General features: G+C 65.2%; 17 protein-coding genes. 11 read left to right on the top strand and 6 right to left on the bottom strand.

The window, feature by feature from the left end:
- Window positions 1–144 precede the first annotated feature (144 nt).
- The gene (locus NIBR502772_RS14645; RefSeq protein WP_141140752.1) at window positions 145–2157 is read right to left on the bottom strand and encodes a M3 family metallopeptidase; all 2013 of its coding nucleotides are present in this window, start codon (window positions 2155–2157) and stop codon (window positions 145–147) included.
- An 84-nt stretch (window positions 2158–2241) separates the two neighbouring features.
- Between NIBR502772_RS14645 and NIBR502772_RS14640 the strand changes: the two genes are divergently transcribed.
- The gene (locus NIBR502772_RS14640; protein WP_141140751.1) at window positions 2242–3513 is read left to right on the top strand and encodes a CapA family protein; all 1272 of its coding nucleotides are present in this window, start codon (window positions 2242–2244) and stop codon (window positions 3511–3513) included.
- Between the two features lie 51 nt (window positions 3514–3564).
- Here NIBR502772_RS14640 and NIBR502772_RS14635 read toward each other — a convergent pair whose 3' ends face one another.
- Both NIBR502772_RS14635 and NIBR502772_RS14630 read right to left on the bottom strand, forming a co-directional pair.
- Entirely contained in the window at window positions 3565–4332 is a 768-nt protein-coding gene (locus NIBR502772_RS14635; RefSeq protein ID WP_141140750.1) for a type 1 glutamine amidotransferase, read from the bottom strand.
- The gene (locus NIBR502772_RS14630) at window positions 4329–5621 is read right to left on the bottom strand and encodes a Mur ligase family protein (RefSeq protein ID WP_058932336.1); all 1293 of its coding nucleotides are present in this window, start codon (window positions 5619–5621) and stop codon (window positions 4329–4331) included. Before NIBR502772_RS14630 ends, NIBR502772_RS14635 begins: the two co-directional genes overlap by 4 nt.
- 90 nt (window positions 5622–5711) lie before the next feature.
- Here NIBR502772_RS14630 and pdxT point away from each other — a divergent pair, with 90 nt between their 5' ends.
- From pdxT to NIBR502772_RS14585, 9 genes are all read left to right on the top strand, one after another.
- Window positions 5712–6422, top strand: coding sequence for a pyridoxal 5'-phosphate synthase glutaminase subunit PdxT (gene pdxT / locus NIBR502772_RS14625; RefSeq protein ID WP_056340341.1), 711 nt, complete (start codon window positions 5712–5714; stop codon window positions 6420–6422).
- Window positions 6423–6425: 3 nt separating this feature from the next.
- The gene (locus NIBR502772_RS14620) at window positions 6426–7181 is read left to right on the top strand and encodes a YebC/PmpR family DNA-binding transcriptional regulator (protein ID WP_058932337.1); all 756 of its coding nucleotides are present in this window, start codon (window positions 6426–6428) and stop codon (window positions 7179–7181) included.
- A 35-nt stretch (window positions 7182–7216) separates the two neighbouring features.
- The gene (gene ruvC / locus NIBR502772_RS14615) at window positions 7217–7795 is read left to right on the top strand and encodes a crossover junction endodeoxyribonuclease RuvC (protein ID WP_141140749.1); all 579 of its coding nucleotides are present in this window, start codon (window positions 7217–7219) and stop codon (window positions 7793–7795) included.
- A gap of 90 nt (window positions 7796–7885) precedes the next feature.
- Window positions 7886–8530, top strand: a complete 645-nt coding sequence (ruvA, locus tag NIBR502772_RS14610) for a Holliday junction branch migration protein RuvA (protein ID WP_141140748.1) — start codon at window positions 7886–7888, stop codon at window positions 8528–8530.
- Entirely contained in the window at window positions 8523–9611 is a 1089-nt protein-coding gene (gene ruvB, locus NIBR502772_RS14605; RefSeq protein ID WP_104060754.1) for a Holliday junction branch migration DNA helicase RuvB, read from the top strand. The genes ruvA and ruvB overlap by 8 nt, the downstream gene beginning before the upstream one ends.
- Before the next feature lie 181 nt (window positions 9612–9792).
- The gene (gene yajC, locus NIBR502772_RS14600) at window positions 9793–10179 is read left to right on the top strand and encodes a preprotein translocase subunit YajC (RefSeq protein ID WP_104060753.1); all 387 of its coding nucleotides are present in this window, start codon (window positions 9793–9795) and stop codon (window positions 10177–10179) included.
- Window positions 10180–10290: 111 nt separating this feature from the next.
- Entirely contained in the window at window positions 10291–12048 is a 1758-nt protein-coding gene (gene secD / locus NIBR502772_RS14595; RefSeq protein ID WP_141140747.1) for a protein translocase subunit SecD, read from the top strand.
- Window positions 12048–13070, top strand: coding sequence for a protein translocase subunit SecF (gene secF / locus NIBR502772_RS14590; RefSeq protein WP_141140746.1), 1023 nt, complete (start codon window positions 12048–12050; stop codon window positions 13068–13070). Before secD ends, secF begins: the two co-directional genes overlap by 1 nt.
- A gap of 137 nt (window positions 13071–13207) precedes the next feature.
- Entirely contained in the window at window positions 13208–15601 is a 2394-nt protein-coding gene (locus NIBR502772_RS14585) for a bifunctional (p)ppGpp synthetase/guanosine-3',5'-bis(diphosphate) 3'-pyrophosphohydrolase (RefSeq protein ID WP_141140745.1), read from the top strand.
- A 691-nt stretch (window positions 15602–16292) separates the two neighbouring features.
- Here NIBR502772_RS14585 and NIBR502772_RS14575 read toward each other — a convergent pair.
- Window positions 16293–17939 carry a DUF349 domain-containing protein gene (locus NIBR502772_RS14575; RefSeq protein ID WP_210412304.1) on the bottom strand — a complete coding sequence of 549 codons (1647 nt, stop codon included), beginning with the start codon at window positions 17937–17939 and terminating at the stop codon, window positions 16293–16295.
- Between the two features lie 67 nt (window positions 17940–18006).
- Window positions 18007–18807 carry a peptidylprolyl isomerase gene (locus NIBR502772_RS14570; RefSeq protein ID WP_141140744.1) on the bottom strand — a complete coding sequence of 267 codons (801 nt, stop codon included), beginning with the start codon at window positions 18805–18807 and terminating at the stop codon, window positions 18007–18009.
- A gap of 233 nt (window positions 18808–19040) precedes the next feature.
- Here NIBR502772_RS14570 and hisS point away from each other — a divergent pair, with 233 nt between their 5' ends.
- The gene (gene hisS, locus NIBR502772_RS14565; RefSeq protein ID WP_141140743.1) at window positions 19041–20426 is read left to right on the top strand and encodes a histidine--tRNA ligase; all 1386 of its coding nucleotides are present in this window, start codon (window positions 19041–19043) and stop codon (window positions 20424–20426) included.
- A gap of 21 nt (window positions 20427–20447) precedes the next feature.
- On the opposite strand, the gene NIBR502772_RS14560 is transcribed toward hisS, so the two are convergent.
- Complete coding sequence (locus tag NIBR502772_RS14560; protein ID WP_141140742.1) at window positions 20448–21704, bottom strand: APC family permease; 1257 nt, start codon at window positions 21702–21704, stop codon at window positions 20448–20450.
- Window positions 21705–21710: the final 6 nt, after the last annotated feature.

Here is a 21710-nt window from a genome sequence, read left to right as displayed (position 1 = left end):
CAGCTGAGTAGCTGCTCGCGGCGCGGGGCCCCTTTTACGCGCGCTGCCGGATAACACCGCCCCTCGCCTTGCGCACCTTCAGCACGACGGCGGGTGGCCACCTTTTCGAAGGCGGCCACCCGTCGTCGTTCTTTTGCGAGAGGGTCAGTCGAGGCCGCGACGTTTCAGCAGGGGCTCCAGCCGGGCTTCGCGGCCGCGGAGCGCGCGGAAGGATTCCAGCGGGTCCCTGCTGTTGCCGCGGGAGAGCAGCTCCTGGCGGAAGCGTTCACCGTTGTCGCGTGTTAGGCCGCCGTTCTCCGTGAACCAGTCCACGGTTTCGGCATCCAGCACCTCACTCCAGATGTACGAGTAGTAGCCGGCCGCATAGCCGGCCCCAGCGAAGATGTGCTGGAAATAGCCGGTGCGGTAACGCGGCGGGATCAGGGCATGGGCCACGCCCGCGGCCGCGAGGGACTTCGCCTCAAACGCCAGGACGTCGTCGGGGATTTCGGTTTCGTCCAGCACATGCCAGGCCAGGTCCAGCAGCGCGGCACCGAGGTATTCCGTGGTCCCGAAGCCTTCGCCCCAGAGCCGTGAGTCGTTCAGCCTGTCCACCACCTGCTGCGGAAGCGGTTCGCCGGTGGCGTGGTGCCGGGCATAATTGGCAAGCACCTCCGGCCACAGGATCCACATCTCGTTGACCTGCGACGGGTATTCCACAAAGTCACGGGGGACAGCAGTCCCGGCGAACCGCGGATACGTCACGTTCGACAACAAGCCGTGGAGTGCGTGTCCGAACTCGTGGAACGTGGTGCGTAGCTCGTCCAGCGTCAGGAGTGTGGGCTCGCCCGCCGGCGGCTTGGAGATGTTGAGGTTGTTGATCACCACGGGCCGGGTGCCCAGCAGGCCCGACTGGTCCACCAGCGAGTTCATCCAGGCGCCGCCCCGCTTGGATTCGCGGGTGTAGTAGTCGCCCAGGAACAATCCCAGTCCGCTGCCGTCCTGGTCCCGGACTTCCCAGGCGCGGACGTCCGGGTGGTAGCCTGCGAGGTCCTTGCGTTCGTGGAACGTGATGCCGAAGAGGGATGTGGCGGCGAAGAAGACGCCGTCCCGGAGCACGCGTTCCAGCTCGAAATAGGGGCGGAGTGCCTGCTCGTCCACGGCGTACTTTTCCCGCCGCACCTTGGCTGAGTAAAACGCCCAGTCCCAGGCCTCCAGCGGATGCCCTGCCGCCTCGGTTAGGGCAGCAGCCTCGGCGTCGGCATTGCGCACAGCCGCCGGGGCCAGCCTGGTCAGCATGGACTGGACCGCGTCGAAGTCGCGGGCTGTCTGGCGGTCCACCACGAGTTCGGCATAGTTGGCGAAACCCAGAAGGGCTGCCTTTTCAGCGCGCAGGCGTGCCGTCGACCTGGCCAGCTCCAGGACGTCCAGGCTGCCGCCGTCACTGCCCCGGCCGGTGGAAGCTTCAAGCAGCCGACGGCGGACGTTCCGGTTTTCGAGGGCAGCCAGGGCAGGCTGGTTGCTGGGCTGGATCAGCGTCAGCAGGAATTTTCCGTCGTGGCCAACGGCGCGGGCCGCCTCAGCGGCGCTGGCGACATCGTCTGCGGGCAAGCCGGCCAGTTCGGCTGCTGTGTCCAGCAGCAAGGCAGAAGATTTCATGGCCTCCTTGACTCGCTGGCCAAACTCCGTGCCCAGTTTGGACAGCTCTGCGTTGATTTCCTTCAGCCGTTCCTGGCCCGGCTTTTCGAGCTGGATCCCGGACTGGCGGAATTCCTTCACGTACTCCTCCACGAGCCGGACGGACTCACCGTCATGCCCGGAGGTGTCAATCGCCGCGAACCTGTCGAACAGCGCCCGGTTGAGGTAGATCTCGTCCTGATGCGCCGAAATGCGGGGTGAGAGTTCGGTTTCCAGGTCACGGATTTCGTCTGTTGCGTCGGCTGAGGCAAGGGTGAAGAAGGAGTCGGCCGCCCGCTGGAGCAGTTGGCCGGACTTCTCCATGGCCAGGGCCGTGTTCTCGAAGTCCGCCGGCGCCGGGTTGTCCACGATCGCCTGGATTTCCACCAGATGTTCCGTCAGGCCAGCGTCGATGGCACCGGCGTAATCGGATGGTTTGATCCGGGCAAAAGGCGGCAGCTTATAGGGGAGGGTGCTGGCGCTGAGGAGGGGATTCGTCATCACGCAAACCTTTCATACTGGCGCATGCTTCTCAACGCGCGGCTTTGCCGAATTTGCGCGGCGGCCAGACCTACAATGACGCCTATGGGGAAAAGGTTGGGCGCTGCTTCGGTGCGCGCTGTTGCTGTTCGTTCCGCTGCTGCGGTGTCCGCCGGCGTCCTGGCCGCTGCCCTGCTGGCAGGATGCGGCCTGGTCGCCGAACAGACTGTTCCGTCCTCCGGTGCAGCCGCGACTACCGGCGCCGGGACAAGGCAGCCAAGCCCGACGGCGACCCCCACCCCGACGCCCACTCCCACCCCCGGCGCGGGGCCGGCCTGCCCCACGCTGCGGTGCACGTCCGTCGTCGTGACCGGCGACATGCTGGTCCACACCCAACTCTGGCAACAGGCCCGCGACGATGCTGCCGCAGCAGGCAAACCAGGGCTGGACTTCACCCCGCTCCTCGAAGGCCAACGAAAGTACATCCATGCCAGCGACCTCGCTATCTGCCACCAGGAAACGCCCGTGGCCGGGCCCGATGGTCCGTTCTCCGCGTACCCGTCATTCAACGTCCCGCCGCAGATCATCACAGCCGCTAAGGCGGTGGGGTACCAGGCCTGCACCACCGCGAGCAACCACACGATCGACCGAAGCACGGACGGAGTATTGCGTACCCTGGACGCCCTGGATGCGGCGGGGCTGAAGCACACCGGTTCCTACCGCACCCAGACCGAGTCGCAGGGAATCCTGATCCTGCAGACCAGCGCCGCCAAGATTGCCATCATCCAGGGAACCTACGGGCTCAACGGCCAATACCCTGAATACGACTGGCAGGTGGACATGCTGGATGCGCCCACCATGATCGCCAAGGCCGTGAAGGCAAGGGCGCTCGGCGCGGACATCGTGCTCGGTGCCATGCACGCCGGCGACGAGTATGCCAGTGAAGCCAACGCCCAGCAGCAGGAGGTTGCCCACGCCCTGGTGGACAGCGGCCAGTTCACCATGATCTACGGCCACCACACCCACTCGGTGCTGCCCATCGAAAACTACAAGGGAACCTGGATCGTCTACGGCCTGGGCAACGGAGTCACCGAACTGTCGCCCTGGTACGTAGTGAACAACGAGGGCCTGCTCGTGCGGGCACAGTTCAGCCAGGACGCAGCCGGGAAGTGGACGGCGTCGGACCTGGCCTGGGCCCCCTCGGTGATTGTCCGCGATCCGTACCGCTGGTGCTCGGTGGCAACCGATGCACCGCAGGGCGTCTGTGCAACTGCCGAGGCCGACGCCGCTACCAGGGTGAGGACCGCCACCGTGGTGGACTCGATGGGCGCGGCTGCTGCCGGCGCGCACGAACTGCTGATCACCAAGGATCCCTGAGACAGTTCGACGGGGAAATCGTCCGCCCAGCGCTACTCAGCGCGGCAACAATCAGCGCGGACGGCGCGTTGCGTGCTCCCTGGCAAGCACCGCGTAGCGGTCGTCCGGGGCGCCGGCCGTGAAGGTGCCGTATTTGCGCTCGGCAGCGGTCCTGATAAGGAAGTCGGCGATGGCAGGGTTCTTGGGTAGCAGCGAACCATGCAGGTAGCTGGCCACGACATTCTTGTAGCGTGCGCCCTCGTGACCGTCGCTGCTGTTGTTGCCGGTACCTTTCGCGGTGGTCCCCAGCGGCCGGACGCCGGGACCCAGCGTGGTCTGCCCGCTGTGGTTCTCGTATCCCAGCACCTCGCCGAACTCTTCGGTGGCCACCCGGACGTTGCCGATCAGGCGTTCGTCCGTGCCGTGTGTCTCCACGTCCAGGACACCGATGCCCGGTATGACCGAGCCTAAGCGGGTCTTGAAGAAGCGCCCGAACAGCTGGTACAGCCCGCAGATCACCAGCATGGGTGCGCCGTCCTCGGCCAGCTTCGTGAGGACGCCGGTCTGCGACTGCAGGTCGTCCTTGATGACCAGCTGTCCGCTGTCCTGGCCGCCGCCCCCGACAACCAGGTCAACATCGGCGGGAAATTCGTCGCCGACGTTGTACTCCAACAGCTCCGGGGTGTAGCCGTGCCAGCTGATCCGCTGCTTGAGGACCAGGGCGTTGCCCCAGTCGCCGTAGATGTTCATGTCCCGCGGGTAGAGCTGCAGGACCCGGATGGTCCCCTTGGAATTCTGTTCGACGCCGTCCGGCCCGATGCCGGTTGATTCAGCGGTCATGAGACCACCTCCACTGTGGTGATTTTGGACAGCTCGCGGCGGATGGCCAGCATGGCTGTGTAGGTGCAGAAGATCCGCTTCGGTTTGCCCTTGGCGTCCCGGATGAACGCGGCGAGTGCGGGCGCGATCTCCGGCTGGACCCCGCCGATCCGGACGTCGTCATACTGCAGCCGCAGCGCCATGTCGTAGGCGCGGGAACCTGTCAGCTGGTCCACGCCGCCGTCGCGGAGCGAATCGAATTCCACGTCCCAGAGCCAGGACATGTCCCGGCCGTCGGCGTAGTTGTCGTTGATGGCGATCATTGTGGCGTAACCGCCCGCGGGGAAGGACTTCAGTCCCAGCCGGAAACCGCTGGGGTTCTTCACCAGGACGAGGTCCAGGGGCTGGCCGTCCACCGTGAGGCTTTCGCCGCGGCCGAACGCCGGCTCCACCTGGGACAGCGCGGTGAGCAGGGTGGCGTGGTCGGCTGTGGCGGCACCGCCGCCGCAGATGCTGCGGGCCAGGGTCAGCGCCGCAGCCGCGTTAAAGATGTTGTAGACGCCGCGGAGCTTCATCGCGGTGGTGACCGTGGCGCCGTCGTACTCAAAATCGGCGGTGTCCGGCCCCACTTTGCGGAGTACGACGTCGGCCGCTGGCTTGTGGGGGAGCGCTGCGGGGGCGGGGCTGCCGGGCGCTGCCCGCATGTCGTCGTCGTTGGGGAAGGTGCTGAGGAGCGAATCGTCCAGGCCGAAGTACTGGACGTCCTGGCCGGTGAGGGTTTCCGCGATGCGGGCCACCCGCGGATCCTCCCGGTTGAGGACTACTGTTCCGGTGGTTTTGTCCGCGATGTGCTGCAGCAGCTGGGCCGTTTTGTCGATCTCGCCGAACCGGTCCAATTGGTCACGCAGGACGTTGAGCAGGAGGCTGTACCGCGGCGGAACACGGTTCACAAAATGCGTGGCGTGGGCTTCGTCGAGCTCCAGCACGGCGACGTCGGCCCTGAGCCTGCCGCGCCAGTCCACTTCGCCCAGCAGGGCGGCCGCCACGCCGCGGGTGAAATTGCTGCCGGTGCGGTTGGTGAAGACCTTCAGGCCCTGGCTTTCCAGGAGTTCCACCACCATCTTGGTGGTGGTGGTTTTGCCGTTGGTTCCGCTCACCACGGCGACGCCGTGGGGGAGCGTGGAGAGCGTCCGCTGCATAAAGCCGGGATCGATTTTTTCGACCACCAGCCCGGGCAGCGCGGACCCTCCGCCCCTGAGCCGGGACACCCGGCGGACCAGCTTGCCGAGCGGAACACTGATGTAAAGCATGCTCTGTAATATATCCCAGCAACGGCATAGAACCCTTCCCGGAAGCGCTTCCGGCGCCGCCCCGGGACCAGCGCACATTATGCTGATTGGATGACAAACCCCCTTTCGGCTGCTTCTGCACGCGTGGGCTCGGGCCTCCGGATCGGCGTCCTGGCACTTCAGGGCGACTTCCGCGAACACCTCCGGGCCGTGGAAGCCGCGGGTGCCGCCGGCGTCGGAATCCGCCGCCCCTCCGAACTGGACGGCCTGGACGGCCTCATCATTCCCGGCGGAGAATCCACGGCCATCGACAAGCTGGCCCGCGCCTTTGAGCTGGCCGGACCGTTGAAGGACCGGATCCGCGACGGACTGCCGGTCTACGGTTCCTGCGCTGGCATGATCCTCCTCGCCGACGAGATCGCCGATCCCGCCACAGACCTGGCCGGCCACCCGCAACAGACCTTCGGTGGCCTGGACATCACTGTGCGGCGCAACGCCTTTGGCCGGCAGCGCGAGTCCTTCGAAACGGACCTGGATTTCAAGGGCCTGGACTTCAGCGCCACGGAATCCGGTGTCGCTCCGGTACACGCAGTGTTCATCCGCGGCCCCTGGGTGGAACGCGTCGGCGACGGCGTGGAGATACTGGCACAGGTGGAGCCCGCAGACCCTGAGCACGCGTCCCACGCGGCGACTCTGCCGGGGACAGCTAGAATTGTTGCAGTGCGTTCCGGCCACCTGCTGGCCACCTCCTTCCACCCGGAAGTGACTGGGGAGAAACGCGTACATGAACTTTTTATCCGCATGATCAGAGGAGACGCGTAAAGCATGTCAGGACACTCCAAATGGGCGACTACCAAGCACAAGAAGGCCATCCTCGATAGCCGCCGTGCAAAATCGTTCGCCAAACTGATCAAGAACATCGAAGTCGCCGCGCGTATGGGCGGACCGGACCTCGCCGGTAACCCGGGCCTGGAACTCGCCGTCACCAAGGCCAAGAAGACCTCCGTTCCGGCCGACAACATCGACCGTGCCATCAAGCGTGGCGCCGGCCTCACCGGCGAAGTGGTTGACTACACCGAGATTATGTACGAATGCCGCGGCCCGCAGGGTTCGGCGCTGCTGATCGAGTGCCTCACGGACAACAAGAACCGTGCCGCCTCCGAGGTCCGCCTGGCCATCTCCCGCAACGGCGGCACCATCGCCGACCCCGGTTCGGTCAGCTACCTCTTCAGCCGGAAGGGCGTCGTGTCGCTGCCGAAGAACGGCCTGAGCGAGGACGACGTCCTGATGGCCGTCCTCGACGCCGGAGCCGAGGAAGTCAAGGACAACGGGGAAAGCTTCGAGATCCACTCCGAGCCGACCGACCTCCAGGCCATCCGTGATGCCCTCAAGGAAGCCGGAATCGAGTACGAGACCGACGAAGCCGAGTTTGTGCCGTCCATGCAGGTGCCGCTGGACCTCGATGCCGCCAAGAAGTTCATGAAGCTCGTGGACGCCCTGGAAGAGCTCGACGACGTCCAGAACGTGTACAGCAACGCCGACCTCAGCGACGAAGTCCAGGCCGCCCTGGAAGCTGAGTGACCTTCCGCTTTGTGGCCTAAGGCGGATGTCCCAGGGTGACGCTGCGGGTATTGGGCGTTGACCCTGGCCTCACCCGGTGCGGCATCGGCGTGGTCGACGTCGAGCGGAACCGTCGGGCCACAATGGTGGCAGTGGGCGTGGTGGGTACCTCTCCCGACGAGACGCTGGACCAGCGCCTGCTGGTTATTGCCTTGGCCATCGACGAGTGGCTGGACCGCTACGAACCCCAGGTGCTCGCCGTCGAACGCGTTTTTTCCCAGCTCAACGTCAGCACGGTGATGGGCGTGGCGCAGGCCTCCGGCGTCGTGATTGCCGCTGCCGCCCGGCGCGGCATCCCGGTGGCTCTGCACACGCCGTCGGAAGTGAAGGCAGCGGTGACCGGCAGCGGGACCTCCAACAAGGAAGCCGTGACCAAACTCGTTACAAAAATCCTCAGGCTGGACGCGCCGCCGCGGCCGGCGGACGCTGCGGATGCCCTGGCACTTGCCATCACCCACGCCTGGCGCGCGGGCAGCGGAGCCGCGGTGGCCACCACCGGCCCCGGCAGCCTGTCGCTGACGCCGGCCCAGCGCGCGTGGGCCGATGCCGAGGCGAAAGCGCGCCGCGCACGCTGAATGTCCGGGGCGCTTGCTAGGGTATTCGTAGATATGTTCGGATAGCCGGTCCTACCCCCAAGAGTCCGGCAGTACACCAGGAGCCCGGCTTTGATCAGTTTCCTTCGCGGAACCGTAGCGCACGTTGGCCTTTCCGCTGCCGTGATCGACCTCAACGGGGCGGGCATGAGCGTCAACGCCACGCCGCAGACCCTCAGCCGCCTCCGCACCGGCGAGGAAGGCAAACTCTTCACGTCGCTGATCGTGCGCGAGGATTCCCTCACCCTGTTCGGTTTTGCCACCGACGACGAACGCGAGGTCTTCGATGTCCTGCTCAGCGTCAGCGGCGTAGGTCCGAGGCTCGCGCTGGCGGTGCTCGCCGTGCACGAGCCTGAAGCGATCAGGGTTGCCGCGCACACGAGTGACAGCAAGACGTTCACCACGGTGCCCGGCATTGGCCCCAAGGTGGCCGGCCGGATTGTGCTGGAACTGGCCGGCAAGCTGGTGCCCCACGGAACGGCAGGTGCCGCTGGCGTGTCCACTCCAGCCGAAGCGGCCTGGAAGCCCCAGGTGGTGGCGGCGATGACCAGCCTCGGGTGGTCGGAAAAGGATGCCGGTGCCAGTATCGAGAAGGCCCTTGCAGATGATCCCGAGGTGGAATTCCGTGGCAATGTGGCCGAGATCCTGCGGACCACGCTGCGCTGGCTGGGCCAGGACGGCGCGCGGGCCGGTAATCGCGTAGGCAGCCGTGGCTGAGCCTTCTGTGGTGGCAGCAGGGGAGGAACCCGAGGAACGGGCGATCGAAGCCGCCCTCCGGCCGAAGAACCTCGATGACTTCGTAGGCCAGCACCGGGTCCGCAGGCAACTCTCGCTGGTCCTGCAGGCCTCCCGGATGCGGGGGCGCAGCGCGGACCACGTGCTGTTTTCCGGCCCTCCAGGCCTGGGCAAAACAACCCTGGCCATGATCGTGGCCGCTGAAATGAACGCGCCACTGCGGATCAGCAGCGGTCCGGCCATCCAGCATGCCGGCGACCTCGCCGCCATCCTTTCCTCCCTTTCCGAAGGGGAGGTCCTCTTCCTGGACGAGATCCACCGGATGTCCAGGCCGGCAGAGGAAATGCTGTACATGGCCATGGAAGACTTCCGTGTGGACATTGTGGTGGGCAAGGGCGCCGGCGCCACCGCCATTCCGCTGGAACTGCCGCCCTTCACCCTGGTGGGTGCCACCACGCGCGCCGGTCTGCTGCCAGGACCGCTCCGGGACAGGTTCGGGTTCACCGGGCATTTGGAGTTCTACAGCGTGGCCGAGCTCGAACTGGTGCTCAGGCGCTCCGCCGGCCTGCTGGACCTCAAGGTCAACTCTGCGGGCTTCAGCGAAATTGCCGGCCGGTCCCGTGGTACGCCGCGTATAGCCAACCGCCTGCTCCGCCGGGTCCGGGACTGGGCACTCGTGCATGGGATTGAGCAGATTGATGCCCGCGCCGCTTCCGCCGCCCTGGACATGTATGAAGTGGACAAGCGAGGCCTGGACCGGCTGGACCGGGCAGTCCTGGAGGCACTCATCACGAAGTTCGGTGGGGGACCCGTGGGACTTTCCACCCTGGCCATTGCGGTGGGGGAGGAGACCGAGACCGTGGAAACGGTGGCGGAACCGTTCCTGGTGCGCGAAGGCCTGCTGGGCCGGACGCCCAGGGGACGCATCGCCATGGCTCCGGCCTGGACCCACCTGGGCTTCGCCATACCGGCCGGAGTTTTCGGGCAGGAGCCGCTTGATCTGTTCGAACCGGACTCGGAAAACGCCGAGTCCACGCCTGAATGGGCACCGAACGGGCAATAGCACTGTCGTCCCAGCTTTTCCCTTTAGACTGGTATGACACCCGGCACGTTCGGGTCTGTGTTCCCGCGGCGGCTCCGAGGAGCCGTTGCCTGCCCGGCACATTTTCTGCAACGGGGAACGACGCGGACGCTGCCAAACACCCGATACGCCAGTACAGAACGGAATCTTCCCTGTGGATCCAATGAACATCGTCTTGTTCGCAATGCTCGGAATCTTTATCTTCATGATGTTCCGCCGCAACAAGAAGACCAAGGAGCAGCAGGCAACGCTGCAGTCCCAGTTCGAGCCTGGTGTAGAGGTCATGACAAGCTTCGGACTCTTTGGCCGGATTGTCTCCATGGACGACGCCGAGAACAAGGTTGTCCTGGAACTCTCGCCCGGGAACCTGGCCACCGTCCACCGCCAGTCAGTGACCAAGATCGTGGAGCCTGTCGAAGCCGAGACTCCGGTCGTCCCGGATGACGCCTCCGCCCTGACCACTGAAGAAGCGGGCACCCCGACGGCATCCGCCGAAACCCCGGACGAGACCCTGAAGCGCCTCAACGACGAGGGCAAGAAGGACAGCTAGTCCTCGCCGCACGGCAGCCCGCGTTACAACACCTCTACGGCTGGGGACAACCGCCGGTGGGACTGATAGCTCCCGCCGGTGGTTCCTCCGTAAATAAGAGAAAGATCGACAATGGCACGAACTGGCCCTAACAACTCAGGTCTGAGGGTACTGGTGTGGCTCGGCGTAGTCCTCGCCGTGCTGACCGCCGTCCTGGCCGGCGGCACCCTTGCCGGACAGGCAAGCTGGGCACCCAAGCTGGCGCTGGACCTCGAGGGTGGCACCCAGATGATCCTGGCGCCCAAGGTTGAGGGCGGTTCGGACATCAATGAAGAGCAGCTCAACCAGGCCGTAGCCATCATCCGCCAGCGTGTGGATGGTTCAGGTGTTGCCGAAGCGGAAATCAGCACGCAGTCCGGCCGCAACGTCGTGGTCAGCCTTCCGGGGACACCCACGAAGGAAACCCGGGACCTGATCCAGGCCTCCGCGGACATGAACTTCCGTCCGGTATTGCTGAACGGAGACGGCGCGCCCGTCCCCACGGAATCCCTCACCCCCGAAGACCAGCTTCCGAAGCCCACGGCAGAACCCGCCAACGGCAGCGATATCAACTGGATCACCGCGGACATCTACCGGCAGTTCGAAACCATGGACTGCAACAATCCTGCGCCGGAGAGCCCGGAAGCCTCCGATCCCGCCAAACCCCTGGTTACCTGCGAACCGGCAACGGACACCACGCCGGCCATCAAGTACATCCTGGGTCCGGTGGAGGTCAAGGGCGGCAACATTGTCACGTCCTCCTTCCAGCTCCAGCAGGGTGCGCAGGGCGCTGTGACCAACGACTGGGCCGTCAACATCCAGTTCGACGACGAAGGCACCGCCAAGTTCAAGACAGTCACCGAACGCCTGAACCAGTTCTACGTGGCAGCAGGCGGCGAGACCGGCAACGACCCGAAGGCGCAGTTTGCCATCGTTCTGGACGACCAGGTCATTTCCGCGCCGCGGTCCTTGGCCGTCATTACCGATGGACGTCCGCAGATCACCGGCGGCTTCACCGAACAGACCGCCAAGGTCCTTTCCGACCAGCTACGCTTCGGCGCGCTCCCCATCAGCTTCGAGATCCAAAGCGACCAGCAGATCTCCGCCACCTTGGGTGGCGAACAGCTGCGCATGGGCCTCCTTGCAGGCATCATCGGCTTGCTCCTGGTGGTGGTCTACTCACTCTTCCAGTACCGGGCCTTGGGCCTGGTGACCATTGCATCGCTGGTGGTGGCCGGTGCGCTCACTTATCTGGCCATTGCCCTCCTGGGCTGGACTGAAAACTACCGGCTTTCCCTTGCCGGCGTGGCCGGCCTCATCGTCGCCATCGGCCAGACCGCAGACTCGTTCATCGTCTACTTTGAACGTATCCGCGATGAACTCCGCGAAGGCCGTGGATTGGTCTCCGCCGTGGAGAACGGCTGGAAGCGGGCCAAGCGCACTGTGCTGGCCTCCAAGGCCGTGAACCTGCTGGCCGCGCTGGTGCTTTACTTTGTTGCCGTCGGCAACGTCCGCGGGTTCGCATTCACGCTCGGTCTGACGGCCATTGCCGACCTCATCGTGGTCTTTATGTTCACGCACCCCACCCTGCAGGTCCTGGCGCGCACCAAGTTCTTCGGGGAGGGCCACCGGCTCTCCGGCCTTGACCCCAAGCGGCTCGGTGTTTTGCCGCTCTACCGTGGCGCCGGACGCCTGCGCACGCCTGAGGCCAAGCCCTCCGTGGTCCGGGCCAAGAACACCGGGGCGGTCGCCGAGGCTGAACGACGCATGACCATCGCAGAACGCCGCCTCGCGGAAAAGCAGGAGCAGCTCACCAGCTCCTCCAAGAGCGCAGCCAAGGAGAACAAGTAATGTCCAGCAGCTTCGCCAATTTCGGCAACGAGCTCTACACCGGGAAGCGCTCCTACAACTTCGTCAGTGCCAAGAAACTGTGGTTCATCATCGCGGCGGTGGCGGTCGTACTGTCAATCCTCATCCCGGTTGCCAAGGGCGGCTTCAACCTTGGCATCGAATTCCGCGGCGGATCGGAGTTCACCGTCTCCAACGTGCAGAGCACCGACTCGGCCCTTGGCGAAAAGGTTGTTGAAGACGTTGTGGCCGGCAGCGTTCCCCGTGTGGCCAATGTCGCCGGTACCACCATGCGCATCCAGACGGACAAGCTCACGGACGACGAGACCCTCAGGATCAAGGAAGGCCTCACCTCGGCCTACGGCGTCACCAACAACGAAGTGACCTCAACCTTTATCGGACCCACCTGGGGTGCGGATGTCACGAAGCAGGCCCTGATCGGCCTGATCGTCTTTGTGGCGCTGGCCGCAGTGCTGATGGCGCTGTACTTCCGGACGTGGAAGATGTCGCTGTCCGCGATGGCTGGAATGCTGGTGACGATGTTCATCACCGCAGGCGTGTACGCCCTCAGCGATTTCGAGGTAACGCCGTCTGCCATCATCGGGTTCCTGACGGTGCTCAGCTACTCGCTGTATGACACGGTGGTGGTCTTCGACAAGATCCGTGAAAACACTGCTGATATGGATGCGTCCACACGCCGCACTTTCGGTGAGGAAGTCAACCTCGCCGTCAACCAGACCCTGGTGCGTTCCATCAACACCATGATGGTGGCCATCCTGCCGGTCGGCGCCATCCTGTTCATCGGTGCCGGCCTGCTGGGGGCAGGCACGCTGCGCGACCTGTCCCTGGCACTGTTCGTCGGAATCCTGATCGGCACGGCGGCGACCATATTTATCGCCGCCCCGATGTATGCCTGGCTGCGCCAGAACGAACCTGAACTGGTGAAGCAGGCGAAACGCGTTGAACACCGCAGGTCCGCGAACAACTCCCGGACCGAAGAATCGGCTGAGCCTGCAGGGGCCTGACCTTTCGCACCACAGCGGGCCGGGCGGCGTCGGAATACCGACGTCGCCCGGCCCGTTTCGCATTTAGGCGTCGGTTACATAAGTGAACTGGCGGGGGAATAGACTGGGGTAATTAAACAGTCGTGAGGGGTGCTTCATTGGAAGAACGTTCGGCATCGGTGCCAACGGCAGGCGGGGATAACAGTCCGGGACACGGAGTTCAGGCCGGACTGACCGCTTCCGCACACCCGGCGCCGGTTGTTCCCGTGGACAAATCGGGCGCCCGCCCTACATTTCCCGGACGCCGCGAACGTACCCGCTCCCGTCTTGCCCGGCTGACCGGCCGCGGCACGGCAACCTATTCGCCCATTCTTGAGCCGCTGCTGCGTACCGTCCGTGCGAACAACCCCAAAGAAGATTTTGATCTTATTCAGCGCGCCTTCGAGGTGGCTGAGCAGAGCCACCGTGGGCAGAAGCGCAAGAGCGGTGATCCGTACATCACCCACCCCGTGGCCGTAGCCACCATCCTCGCTGAGCTGGGCCTCAGCGGAACCACCCTCGCCGCGGCGCTGCTGCACGACACGGTCGAGGACACCCCTTACACCCTGGCGGACCTCAAAAGGGACTTCGGTCCCGAGGTTGCCATGCTGGTGGACGGCGTCACCAAGCTGGACAAAGTCAGCTTTGGTGAAGCCGCGCAGTCAGAGACCGTCCGCAAGATGGTTGTGGCCATGGCCAAGGACATCCGGGTCCTGATGATCAAGCTCGCGGACAGGCTCCACAACGCCCGGACCTGGCGGTTTGTCTCCGCGGAGTCATCGGCCCGAAAAGCCCGCGAAACCCTGGAAATATTCGCGCCCCTGGCCCACCGCCTGGGCATGAACACCATCAAATGGGAGTTGGAGGACCTGTCCTTCGCGGCCCTCTATCCAAAGGTCTATGAGGAAATCGTCCGGATGGTGGGCGACCGCACCCCGGAACGGGAGAAAAGCCTCGGCGTCATCCGGGACCAGATCACTGAGGATCTCCGTACTGCCCGGATCAAGGCCACTATCACCGGCAGGCCGAAGCACTATTACTCGATCTACCAGAAGATGATCGTCCGGGACAAGGATTTCGACGACATCAACGACCTCATGGGCGTCCGTGTACTCGTCGATTCGGTCCGGGACTGTTATGCCGCCCTGGGCACCATGCATTCGCGCTGGAACCCGCTGCCGGGGCGGTTCAAAGACTACATCGCCATGCCCAAGTTCAATATGTACCAATCGCTGCACACCACGGTGATCGGACCCGGCGGCAAGCCCGTGGAGATCCAGATCAGGACCCACGAAATGCACCGCCGTGCTGAGTACGGTGTGGCCGCCCACTGGAAGTACAAGGATCAGCCCAGCCGTACGGCTGTCGGGCCGGGCAGCCCCCGCGACGGTGACATGGGCTGGCTGAGGTCCCTGGTGGACTGGCAGCAGGAAACGTCCGATCCCGGGGAATTCCTGGACTCGCTGCGGTTTGAGATCAATGCCCGCGAAGTCTTTGTCTTTACCCCCAAGGGTGAGGTCATGGCACTGCCCGCCGGATCGACTCCGGTGGATTTTGCCTATGCCGTCCACACCGAGGTGGGACACCGCACCATCGGCGCACGGGTCAACGGCAAGCTGGTCCCGCTCAACAGCGAGCTAAACCACGGTGACTGGGTGGAGATCTTCACTTCGAAGGCGGAAGGCGCCGGCCCCAGCCAGGACTGGCAGCATTTCGTCAAGAGCGCGCGTGCGCGGAACAAGATCCGCCAGTGGTTCAGCAAGGAACGCCGCGAAGAGGCGATCGACCGTGGCAAGGAACTCCTGACCCGCGCCATGCGCAAGCAGAACCTGCCCCTGCAGCGCCTGATGACGCACGAGGCCCTCGCGGCGGTAGCCGCAGAGTTCAAGTACGTTGACATCTCGGGCCTCTACGCCGGCGTGGGCGACGGTCATACGTCAGCGCAGTCGGTCATGGAGAAACTCGTTGAAAGCCTGGGCGGCAACGAGAGCACTGACGACGACATCACTGAAGTCAGCATCCCCACGCAGGTGGCCAAAACCAAGTTCTCCGATTCCGGCGTGGTGGTGCGCGGCGTTGGCGATGTCTGGGTGAAGCTCGCGCGCTGTTGCACGCCCGTTCCGCCGGATCCGATTCTCGGCTTTGTCACCCGCGGCTCCGGGGTTTCGGTGCACCGCACGGACTGCACCAATATTTCGGATCTCCGGGACCAGCCCGACAGGATTGTCGAGGTTGACTGGGCACCCACCCAGTCAAGTGTTTTCCTGGTGGAGATCCAGGTTGAGGCGCTGGACCGGAAGTCCCTGCTCTCGGACGTCACGCGTGTCCTGTCCGAGAACCACGTCAACATTCTGGCGGCCAGCGTGAACACCTCCACCGACAGGGTGGCCATCTCCAGGTTCGCCTTCGAGATGGGCGACCCCAAGTACCTCAGCCACGTTCTCAGTGCCGTGCGGCGCATCGACGGCGTGTTCGACGTCTACCGGACCACCGGTAACAAGCGCCGGAGCTAGCAAGGCCAGCTTTTCCAGTGCGGCCCGTTTGTGGGGGACCCGCGGGCTGGCCTCAATGGCCAGAATCAGCAGGCGCAGCCGCACGTCCCGCTCCGGACGGGCCAGCAACCCCGCCAGTGCTGGCAGGGCCCGGTGGGCGTCGACATGCAGGGCGATGTCGACGGCGGTGCGGAGTGGACTCGACACCATCAGCCCGCCCATGCTGACAACGTCGAACGGACCAAGCCGGACTTCATGGAGCGTGCAGCCCCTTGTGTTGCGGAGGCTTGAAATCCGCCGCTTCGCATCCACAAGCAAGGCCAGCCGGTCCGGTTCAGCCGCACAGCCGTAGATCCAGGCCGCCGTCATCCGCCCGGCCACCACGCGTTGCCTGACGGCCGCCGGAACCGCGTTGGCCACCGTTCTGGCCCGCACCTGGGGTGACGCGGGAGCATCCGGCAACGTGAAGCCGTGCTGGTGGAACTGCGCCAGGACACCGTCCGCTGCCAGCGACTGGAGTTCGGGCCACGCGAAAGGCCTGCCCGGCGAATACAGGTCCGGGTATTGGGGTGGTGGGGAGGTGGCCATCCCCCCATCCTGTCGCGTCTTCCCTTAATGCGCACAGGCCCGGTCCCGGTTATGTGGATAACCGGGACCGGGCCTGTGCGCCCTGCGACAGACGCCTGATGAAAGGCGTCCTACAAAATAACTGCTAGGAAAGCTCGCTGGCCGAGCGCTGGATCTGGTCCAACCAGGCCTGCCTCGCCTCGAGGGCTTCGCGGGCCCCCTTGATCTTGCGCTGGTCGCCGGCTTTCTCGGCCTTGGCGAGATCGTCCTGCAGGCCGGAAATGGCTGCTTCCAGCTGCGACAGGGCGCTGTTGGTGCGGGCCTTCGTCTCCGGGTTGGAGCGCTGCCAGTTTTCCTCTTCGGCGTTGCGGACAGCGTCCTCCACCTTGCGGAGGCCGGCTTCGATGCGGCCCATGTCGGCGCGGGGCACCTTACCGGCTTCTTCCCAGCGGTCCCGGACAGACTGGAGCGCCTTCTTGGCCGCGGCCAGGTCCTTGACCGGCAGAATGCTGTTCGCTTCGACGAGGAGCGCTTCCTTCACCGTGAGGTTGGCGGCGTATTCCTGGTCGATCTCCTCGTTGGCTGCCTGCCGGTGCGTGAAGAACACGTCCTGGGCGGCACGGAAACGGGCCCAGAGGGCGTCGTCGTCCTTGCGGCTGGCGCGCGGTGAGGCCTTCCATTCGTCCATGAGCCGGCGGTATTCGCCCGCGGCGAAGCCCCAGTCGGTGGATGAGGACAGGGCCTCGGCTTCGGCGATGAGCTTCTCCTTGGCCGATTTTGCGGCCGAGTTGGTGCTGTCCAGCTGGGAGAAGTAGGCGCGGCGGTGACGGTCGAAGACGGTGCGGGCGGCACGGAACCGCTTCCACAAGGCGTCCTCGTTGCTGCGGCCAAGCCGGATGCCGCCCTTCTGGGCTGTCTTCCAGCTTTCAAAAAGATCGTTCATCCGGGCGCTGGAGGTCTTCCATTGGATCTGTGCGGGATCCTGCCCCGAGATCTCTTCGGCTTCGGCCACGATGGCCTCGCGGGCCGCGAGCTCGGCGGAGCGAACGGCGTCGTGTTCTGCCTTCTCTGCCTTTTCGAGTTCTGCGATCTGAACGGAAACAGCGTCGAGCCGTGCTTCGGTGGAACGGAGGTCTCCCACCATGTTCCGCTCCGCCAGCTGCTCGCGCAGGTGCGTGACGGTCTTCTGCATATCGGTGCTGGGCGCCTTGGAGCTGATGCGCTGCTCCAGGAGCAGGACCTGCGCAACAATGTCGTCATGCTTCCGCGCGAAGTAGGCAAGGGCTTCGTCATTGCTGACGCCGGGGTACTGGCCCACCGGGTGCTCGTCGCCGTCGATCGTCAGGAATACGTGGCCGTCACCCTCGACACGGCCCCACTTTGCCGCTTCCGCCAGCGAAGTTGCCGAGGCGACGGGTGCCGGTGCTGCCACAGGTGCGGCTGCTGCCGGCTTGGGCCGGGCAGCGAAGGCTGCCGGTGACGGGGCGGGTCGAGGTGCCGGAGCAGGCGCGGGTGCCGGAGCCGGGGCTTCGTCGGCCGCGCTCTCTTCTTCAGCCGCGCTCTCTTCAACCGGGGCGGCCGGGACCTCGGTACGTTCCACCGGGGCCGCTGCGGCCTCGGCATCTTCGGCCTGGACGGCCACGCCCTCGGGATCCACGACCGCTTCAGCCGCGGTTTCGTCAACCGTGGCCTGTTCGGCGGTTGCCTGGACAGCGTCTGCCTGGTCAGCCACGGGGGCCGTTACCTCGGTCAGGTCTGCTGCTGTTTCGTCGGATTTCTGACTGTCTGTCACCGCTAAAAGTCTTTCGCTTGGAGGGAAATACTCACGTACTGCACCGCGGCCGTAAAGGCCCGGCTTCCTACTTCAGAGAAACCGAGTCTATCGTGACTGGTTGCACAGGTGCGCCGTCTGATGCGCTGGAGCCGGGCTTGATTCCCGCGGCGGCAATGGCATTGACTGCTTCCATTCCAGAGGTCACCTTGCCCACCACCGTATAGCCCCCGGCAGAGTCGGCGGGAATCAACGTGTCTTTGTAGACCACAAAGAACTGCTTGCCATTACCGTAGGCGTTGTCGCCGGACCGGGCGATGGCAATCGTGCCCGCAGGGTACATGTTGTCTACCGGGGTGTTTTCGAGGGGACCCCAGGTGTACTCGGGGTCGGCAGCAGCGGTGGCGCCACCGCACTGCAGGAGTCCGAAGGTTTCGCCCGTGGTCAGCCGGTGGCACGCGCTGCCGTTGTAGAAGCCCTCGTCCGTCAGTGCTTTGAAGACCGCGGCAGCCTGGGGTGCCTTGGTACCGTCGATTTCGACGCCGAGCACGTTCCCGTTCAGTGCCAGTTCACCAGTGAACACCTTTCCGGCGGCAGTGTCCGGGGCCGGGATGTTCGCGCCGTTCGTGGCGGGCGCGGAAGGCGTGGGGGAGTCGCTTGGGCTGGTCAGGCCGGCCTCCGCGGCGGCGAATTCCTGTTCAGTGGGATTGCCGGCAAAGACAGTGAACTGAAGCACGACGGCGAGCAGGACGGCGGCGGTTCCGGCGCAGGCAGCGATGAGGTTGTCGCGCTTGCGGCGTTTCTCCTGGTCCCGCCGCAGCTCGCGCTTTGCCTCCATCTGCTGGATGCGCCGTTTGGCTTCGCGGGCGCTGCGTGAACTGGCCGCCAATGGTCCTCCTTGTATCGGGCCGCGTCCGGTAGGAACTGAATCCGGAGGCGGTTGTCTGCCGGCAGCGTTGCGGTGCCGGCCGCCGTATTAGAGATGCCGGCGGATGACGCATAAACTGACTGCCGCACATAGTTTATGCATGAGTTGCCGGACTGCCGCCGTTCCCCGCCCGTTTCGGGCGGAATGCCGGGTAAAGTCCCAGGCAACCCTTCATCAAGAGGAGAACATCCACCATGGCACGCACAGCCTCCCTGTCCGGATTCCCCGAGTGGCTTCCCGAGGAGCGGCTGGTGGAGCTGCACGTGCTGGACACCCTGCGCAAGGTTTTTGAGCTGCACGGCTTCGCGTCCATCGAGACCCGTGCCGTGGAAACCGTGGGCCAACTGCTGCGCAAGGGTGAGATTGATAAGGAGGTCTACGGCCTCAGCCGCCTTCAGGACGACGACGCCGACACCTCCGACGCGGGCAAGGCCGGCAAAGCCGACCCCAACGCCCTCGCGCTGCACTTCGACCTCACGGTGCCTTTTGCGCGGTACGTCGTCGAGAACGCCGGGTACCTCGCGTTCCCGTTCCGGCGCTACCAGATCCAGAAAGTCTGGCGCGGGGAGCGGCCCCAGGAAGGCCGGGCCCGCGAATTCACCCAGGCAGACATCGATGTGGTGGGCGACGGCGAGCTGCCGTTCCGCTATGACGTGGAGATTGCCCTGGTCATTGCCGAAGCCTTGAGCGCACTGCCGATTCCGGACTTCCGCCTCCGGATCAACAACCGCAAGCTTGCCGAAGGCTTCTACCGCGGCATCGGCCTGGATGACACCGCCGGCGTGCTCCGCAGCATCGACAAGCTGGAAAAGATCGGCGCAGCCAAGGTCGCAGAGCTGCTCAAGACCGAACTGGGTGCTACTGATGACCAGGCGCAGGCCGCGCTGAAGCTGGCAGGAATCCGTACCGAGGACACCTCGTTTGTGGCCCAGGTCCGTGCGCTCGGCGTGACGAACGACCTCCTTGAGGAGGGTTTGAATGAACTCGAACAGGTGATCGAGGCCGCCGTGCAGCGCGCGCCGGGCAAGGTTGTTGCCGATCTCAGCATCGCCCGCGGCCTGGATTACTACACCGGCACGGTGGTGGAGACGGTCCTGGTGGGCCACGAACAGCTCGGTTCCATCTGCTCCGGCGGCCGCTACGACGCGTTAGCGAGCAAGGGCAACCGCAAGTTCCCCGGCGTCGGCCTCTCCATCGGTGTGACGCGGCTGGTGTCGCGCATCCTGAGCCAGGACCTGGCCAAGGCCTCCCGTTCGGTGCCCACCGCCGTGCTGGTGGCGCTCACCACTGATGACAGCTGGGGTGCCGCGCAGGACGTTGCCGCCCAGCTCCGCAGCCGGGGCATCGCCACCGAAGTCGCTGCCAAGGCCGAGAAGTTCGGGAAGCAGATCAAATTCGCGGACCGCCGCGGGATCCCGTTCGTCTGGTTCACCGACGACGACGGCAAGCACCAGGTCAAGGACATCCGGTCCGGCGCGCAGGCCGACGCTGATCCCGCAACCTGGACACCGCCGTCGGAAGACCTTAACGTCCAGGTCACAACAGTCCAGGTGCCAGCGGCAGCAGCCCAGCCGGCCTGACCGGCCCGGTGTTGGCGGCGGCTAGCGGCGCAGCCGAAGCACTACGAACCGGCCGGCCGCGCCGGCGGCCAGCACGGCGGCCATCCCCAGCACTGAGACGGGCGGCAGCGTGAAGGCCAGCAGCAGGCAGCTGATGAAGCCAACCACATTGAGCCACCGGGGGCCGTGGGCCGGGTGCTCCTCCAGGGTGTACGCGGCGGCGTTCGTCACCGCGTAGTAGATGAGCACACCGAAGCTGGAGAACCCCACCACAGTCATCACGTCAGTGGTCAGGATCAGGAAAATCACGACGGCGGCCACCGCCAGTTCTGCCACGAACGGCACCGTGTGCTTGCCGCCCACCCGTGCCAGGGGCGCCGGCAGGTCGCGTTCCCGCGCCATGGCAAGGGTGGTGCGCCCCACTCCGGTAATGAGCGCCAGCAACGCACCCAGGCACGCCGCTGCCGCGCCGGCCTGAACCACTGGCGCTCCGGCGGCGAGCTGCGAATTGACCACGGCGTCCAGCAACGGGGCCGAAGTGGCGGCCAGCCTGCCTTCGGCCAAGTGGTTTTGGAGCAGCAGCGCCAACGCCAGGTAGATGGCGAAGGCGCCGGCGAGCGCCGCCAGGATCGCACGCGGAATGGTCCTGGCCGGGTCCTTGACTTCCTCTCCGAGGGTGGCGATGCGGGCGTACCCCGCGAAGGCGAAGAACATCAGGCCGGCGGCCGGCAGCACGCCACTAAAGCCGGCGGTAGCTCCGCCGTCGGACGTTCCGCCTGCCGAAAAGTCCGCAGGATGCGGCCCCACGATGGCGGCAGCGGCAACAAACACCAGGGTGGCCAGGACAACCCACAGCAGGAGCCTGGTCAGGAATGCGGTGCGGGTAATGCCAAACAGGTTCACAGCGGTCAGCGACACCACCGCAGCGATGGCAACCGGCACCGCGTAGCCCGGTGACACGTAGTGGCCGAACGTCAGGGCCATGGCGGCGCAGGAGGCCGTCTTGCCGCTGACGAATCCCCAGCCGGCCAGGAAACCGGGCCATTCTCCCAGGCGCTTCCGGCCGTACACGTACGTTCCGCCGCTGGCCGGATACCGTGCAGCCAGTTCCGCGGAGGCCACCGCGTTGCAGTAGGCCACGGCACCCGCGATCAGGACCGACAGGACCAGGAAATTTCCGGCCAGGCCGGCGGCGGGGGCGAAGACGACAAAAACGCCGGCCCCGAGCATGGAGCCGAGGCCGATGGACGTGGCGTCAAACACGCCCAGCCTCCGTTGAAGCTGCTGGTGTTCGGGCATGGGGGA

Source organism: Pseudarthrobacter sp. NIBRBAC000502772 (assembly GCF_006517235.1).
GTDB lineage: Bacteria > Actinomycetota > Actinomycetes > Actinomycetales > Micrococcaceae > Arthrobacter.
The sequence above is the reverse complement of the archived record's forward strand: the minus strand, read 5'-3'. Positions and strand labels throughout refer to the sequence as shown.

Excerpts from the sequence above, each read along its gene's own strand:
- secD (WP_141140747.1), top strand. The coding sequence starts at position 10,291 with ATGGCACGAACTGGCCCTAACAACTCAGGTCTGAGGGTACTGGTGTGG.
- NIBR502772_RS14645 (WP_141140752.1), bottom strand. The coding sequence starts at position 2,157 with ATGACGAATCCCCTCCTCAGCGCCAGCACCCTCCCCTATAAGCTGCCG.
- yajC (WP_104060753.1), top strand. The coding sequence starts at position 9,793 with ATGAACATCGTCTTGTTCGCAATGCTCGGAATCTTTATCTTCATGATG.
- pdxT (WP_056340341.1), top strand. The coding sequence starts at position 5,712 with ATGACAAACCCCCTTTCGGCTGCTTCTGCACGCGTGGGCTCGGGCCTC.
- secF (WP_141140746.1), top strand. The coding sequence starts at position 12,048 with ATGTCCAGCAGCTTCGCCAATTTCGGCAACGAGCTCTACACCGGGAAG.
- NIBR502772_RS14620 (WP_058932337.1), top strand. The coding sequence starts at position 6,426 with ATGTCAGGACACTCCAAATGGGCGACTACCAAGCACAAGAAGGCCATC.
- NIBR502772_RS14630 (WP_058932336.1), bottom strand. The coding sequence starts at position 5,621 with ATGCTTTACATCAGTGTTCCGCTCGGCAAGCTGGTCCGCCGGGTGTCC.
- NIBR502772_RS14640 (WP_141140751.1), top strand. The coding sequence starts at position 2,242 with ATGGGGAAAAGGTTGGGCGCTGCTTCGGTGCGCGCTGTTGCTGTTCGT.
- hisS (WP_141140743.1), top strand. The coding sequence starts at position 19,041 with ATGGCACGCACAGCCTCCCTGTCCGGATTCCCCGAGTGGCTTCCCGAG.
- NIBR502772_RS14560 (WP_141140742.1), bottom strand. The coding sequence starts at position 21,704 with ATGCCCGAACACCAGCAGCTTCAACGGAGGCTGGGCGTGTTTGACGCC.
- NIBR502772_RS14635 (WP_141140750.1), bottom strand. The coding sequence starts at position 4,332 with ATGACCGCTGAATCAACCGGCATCGGGCCGGACGGCGTCGAACAGAAT.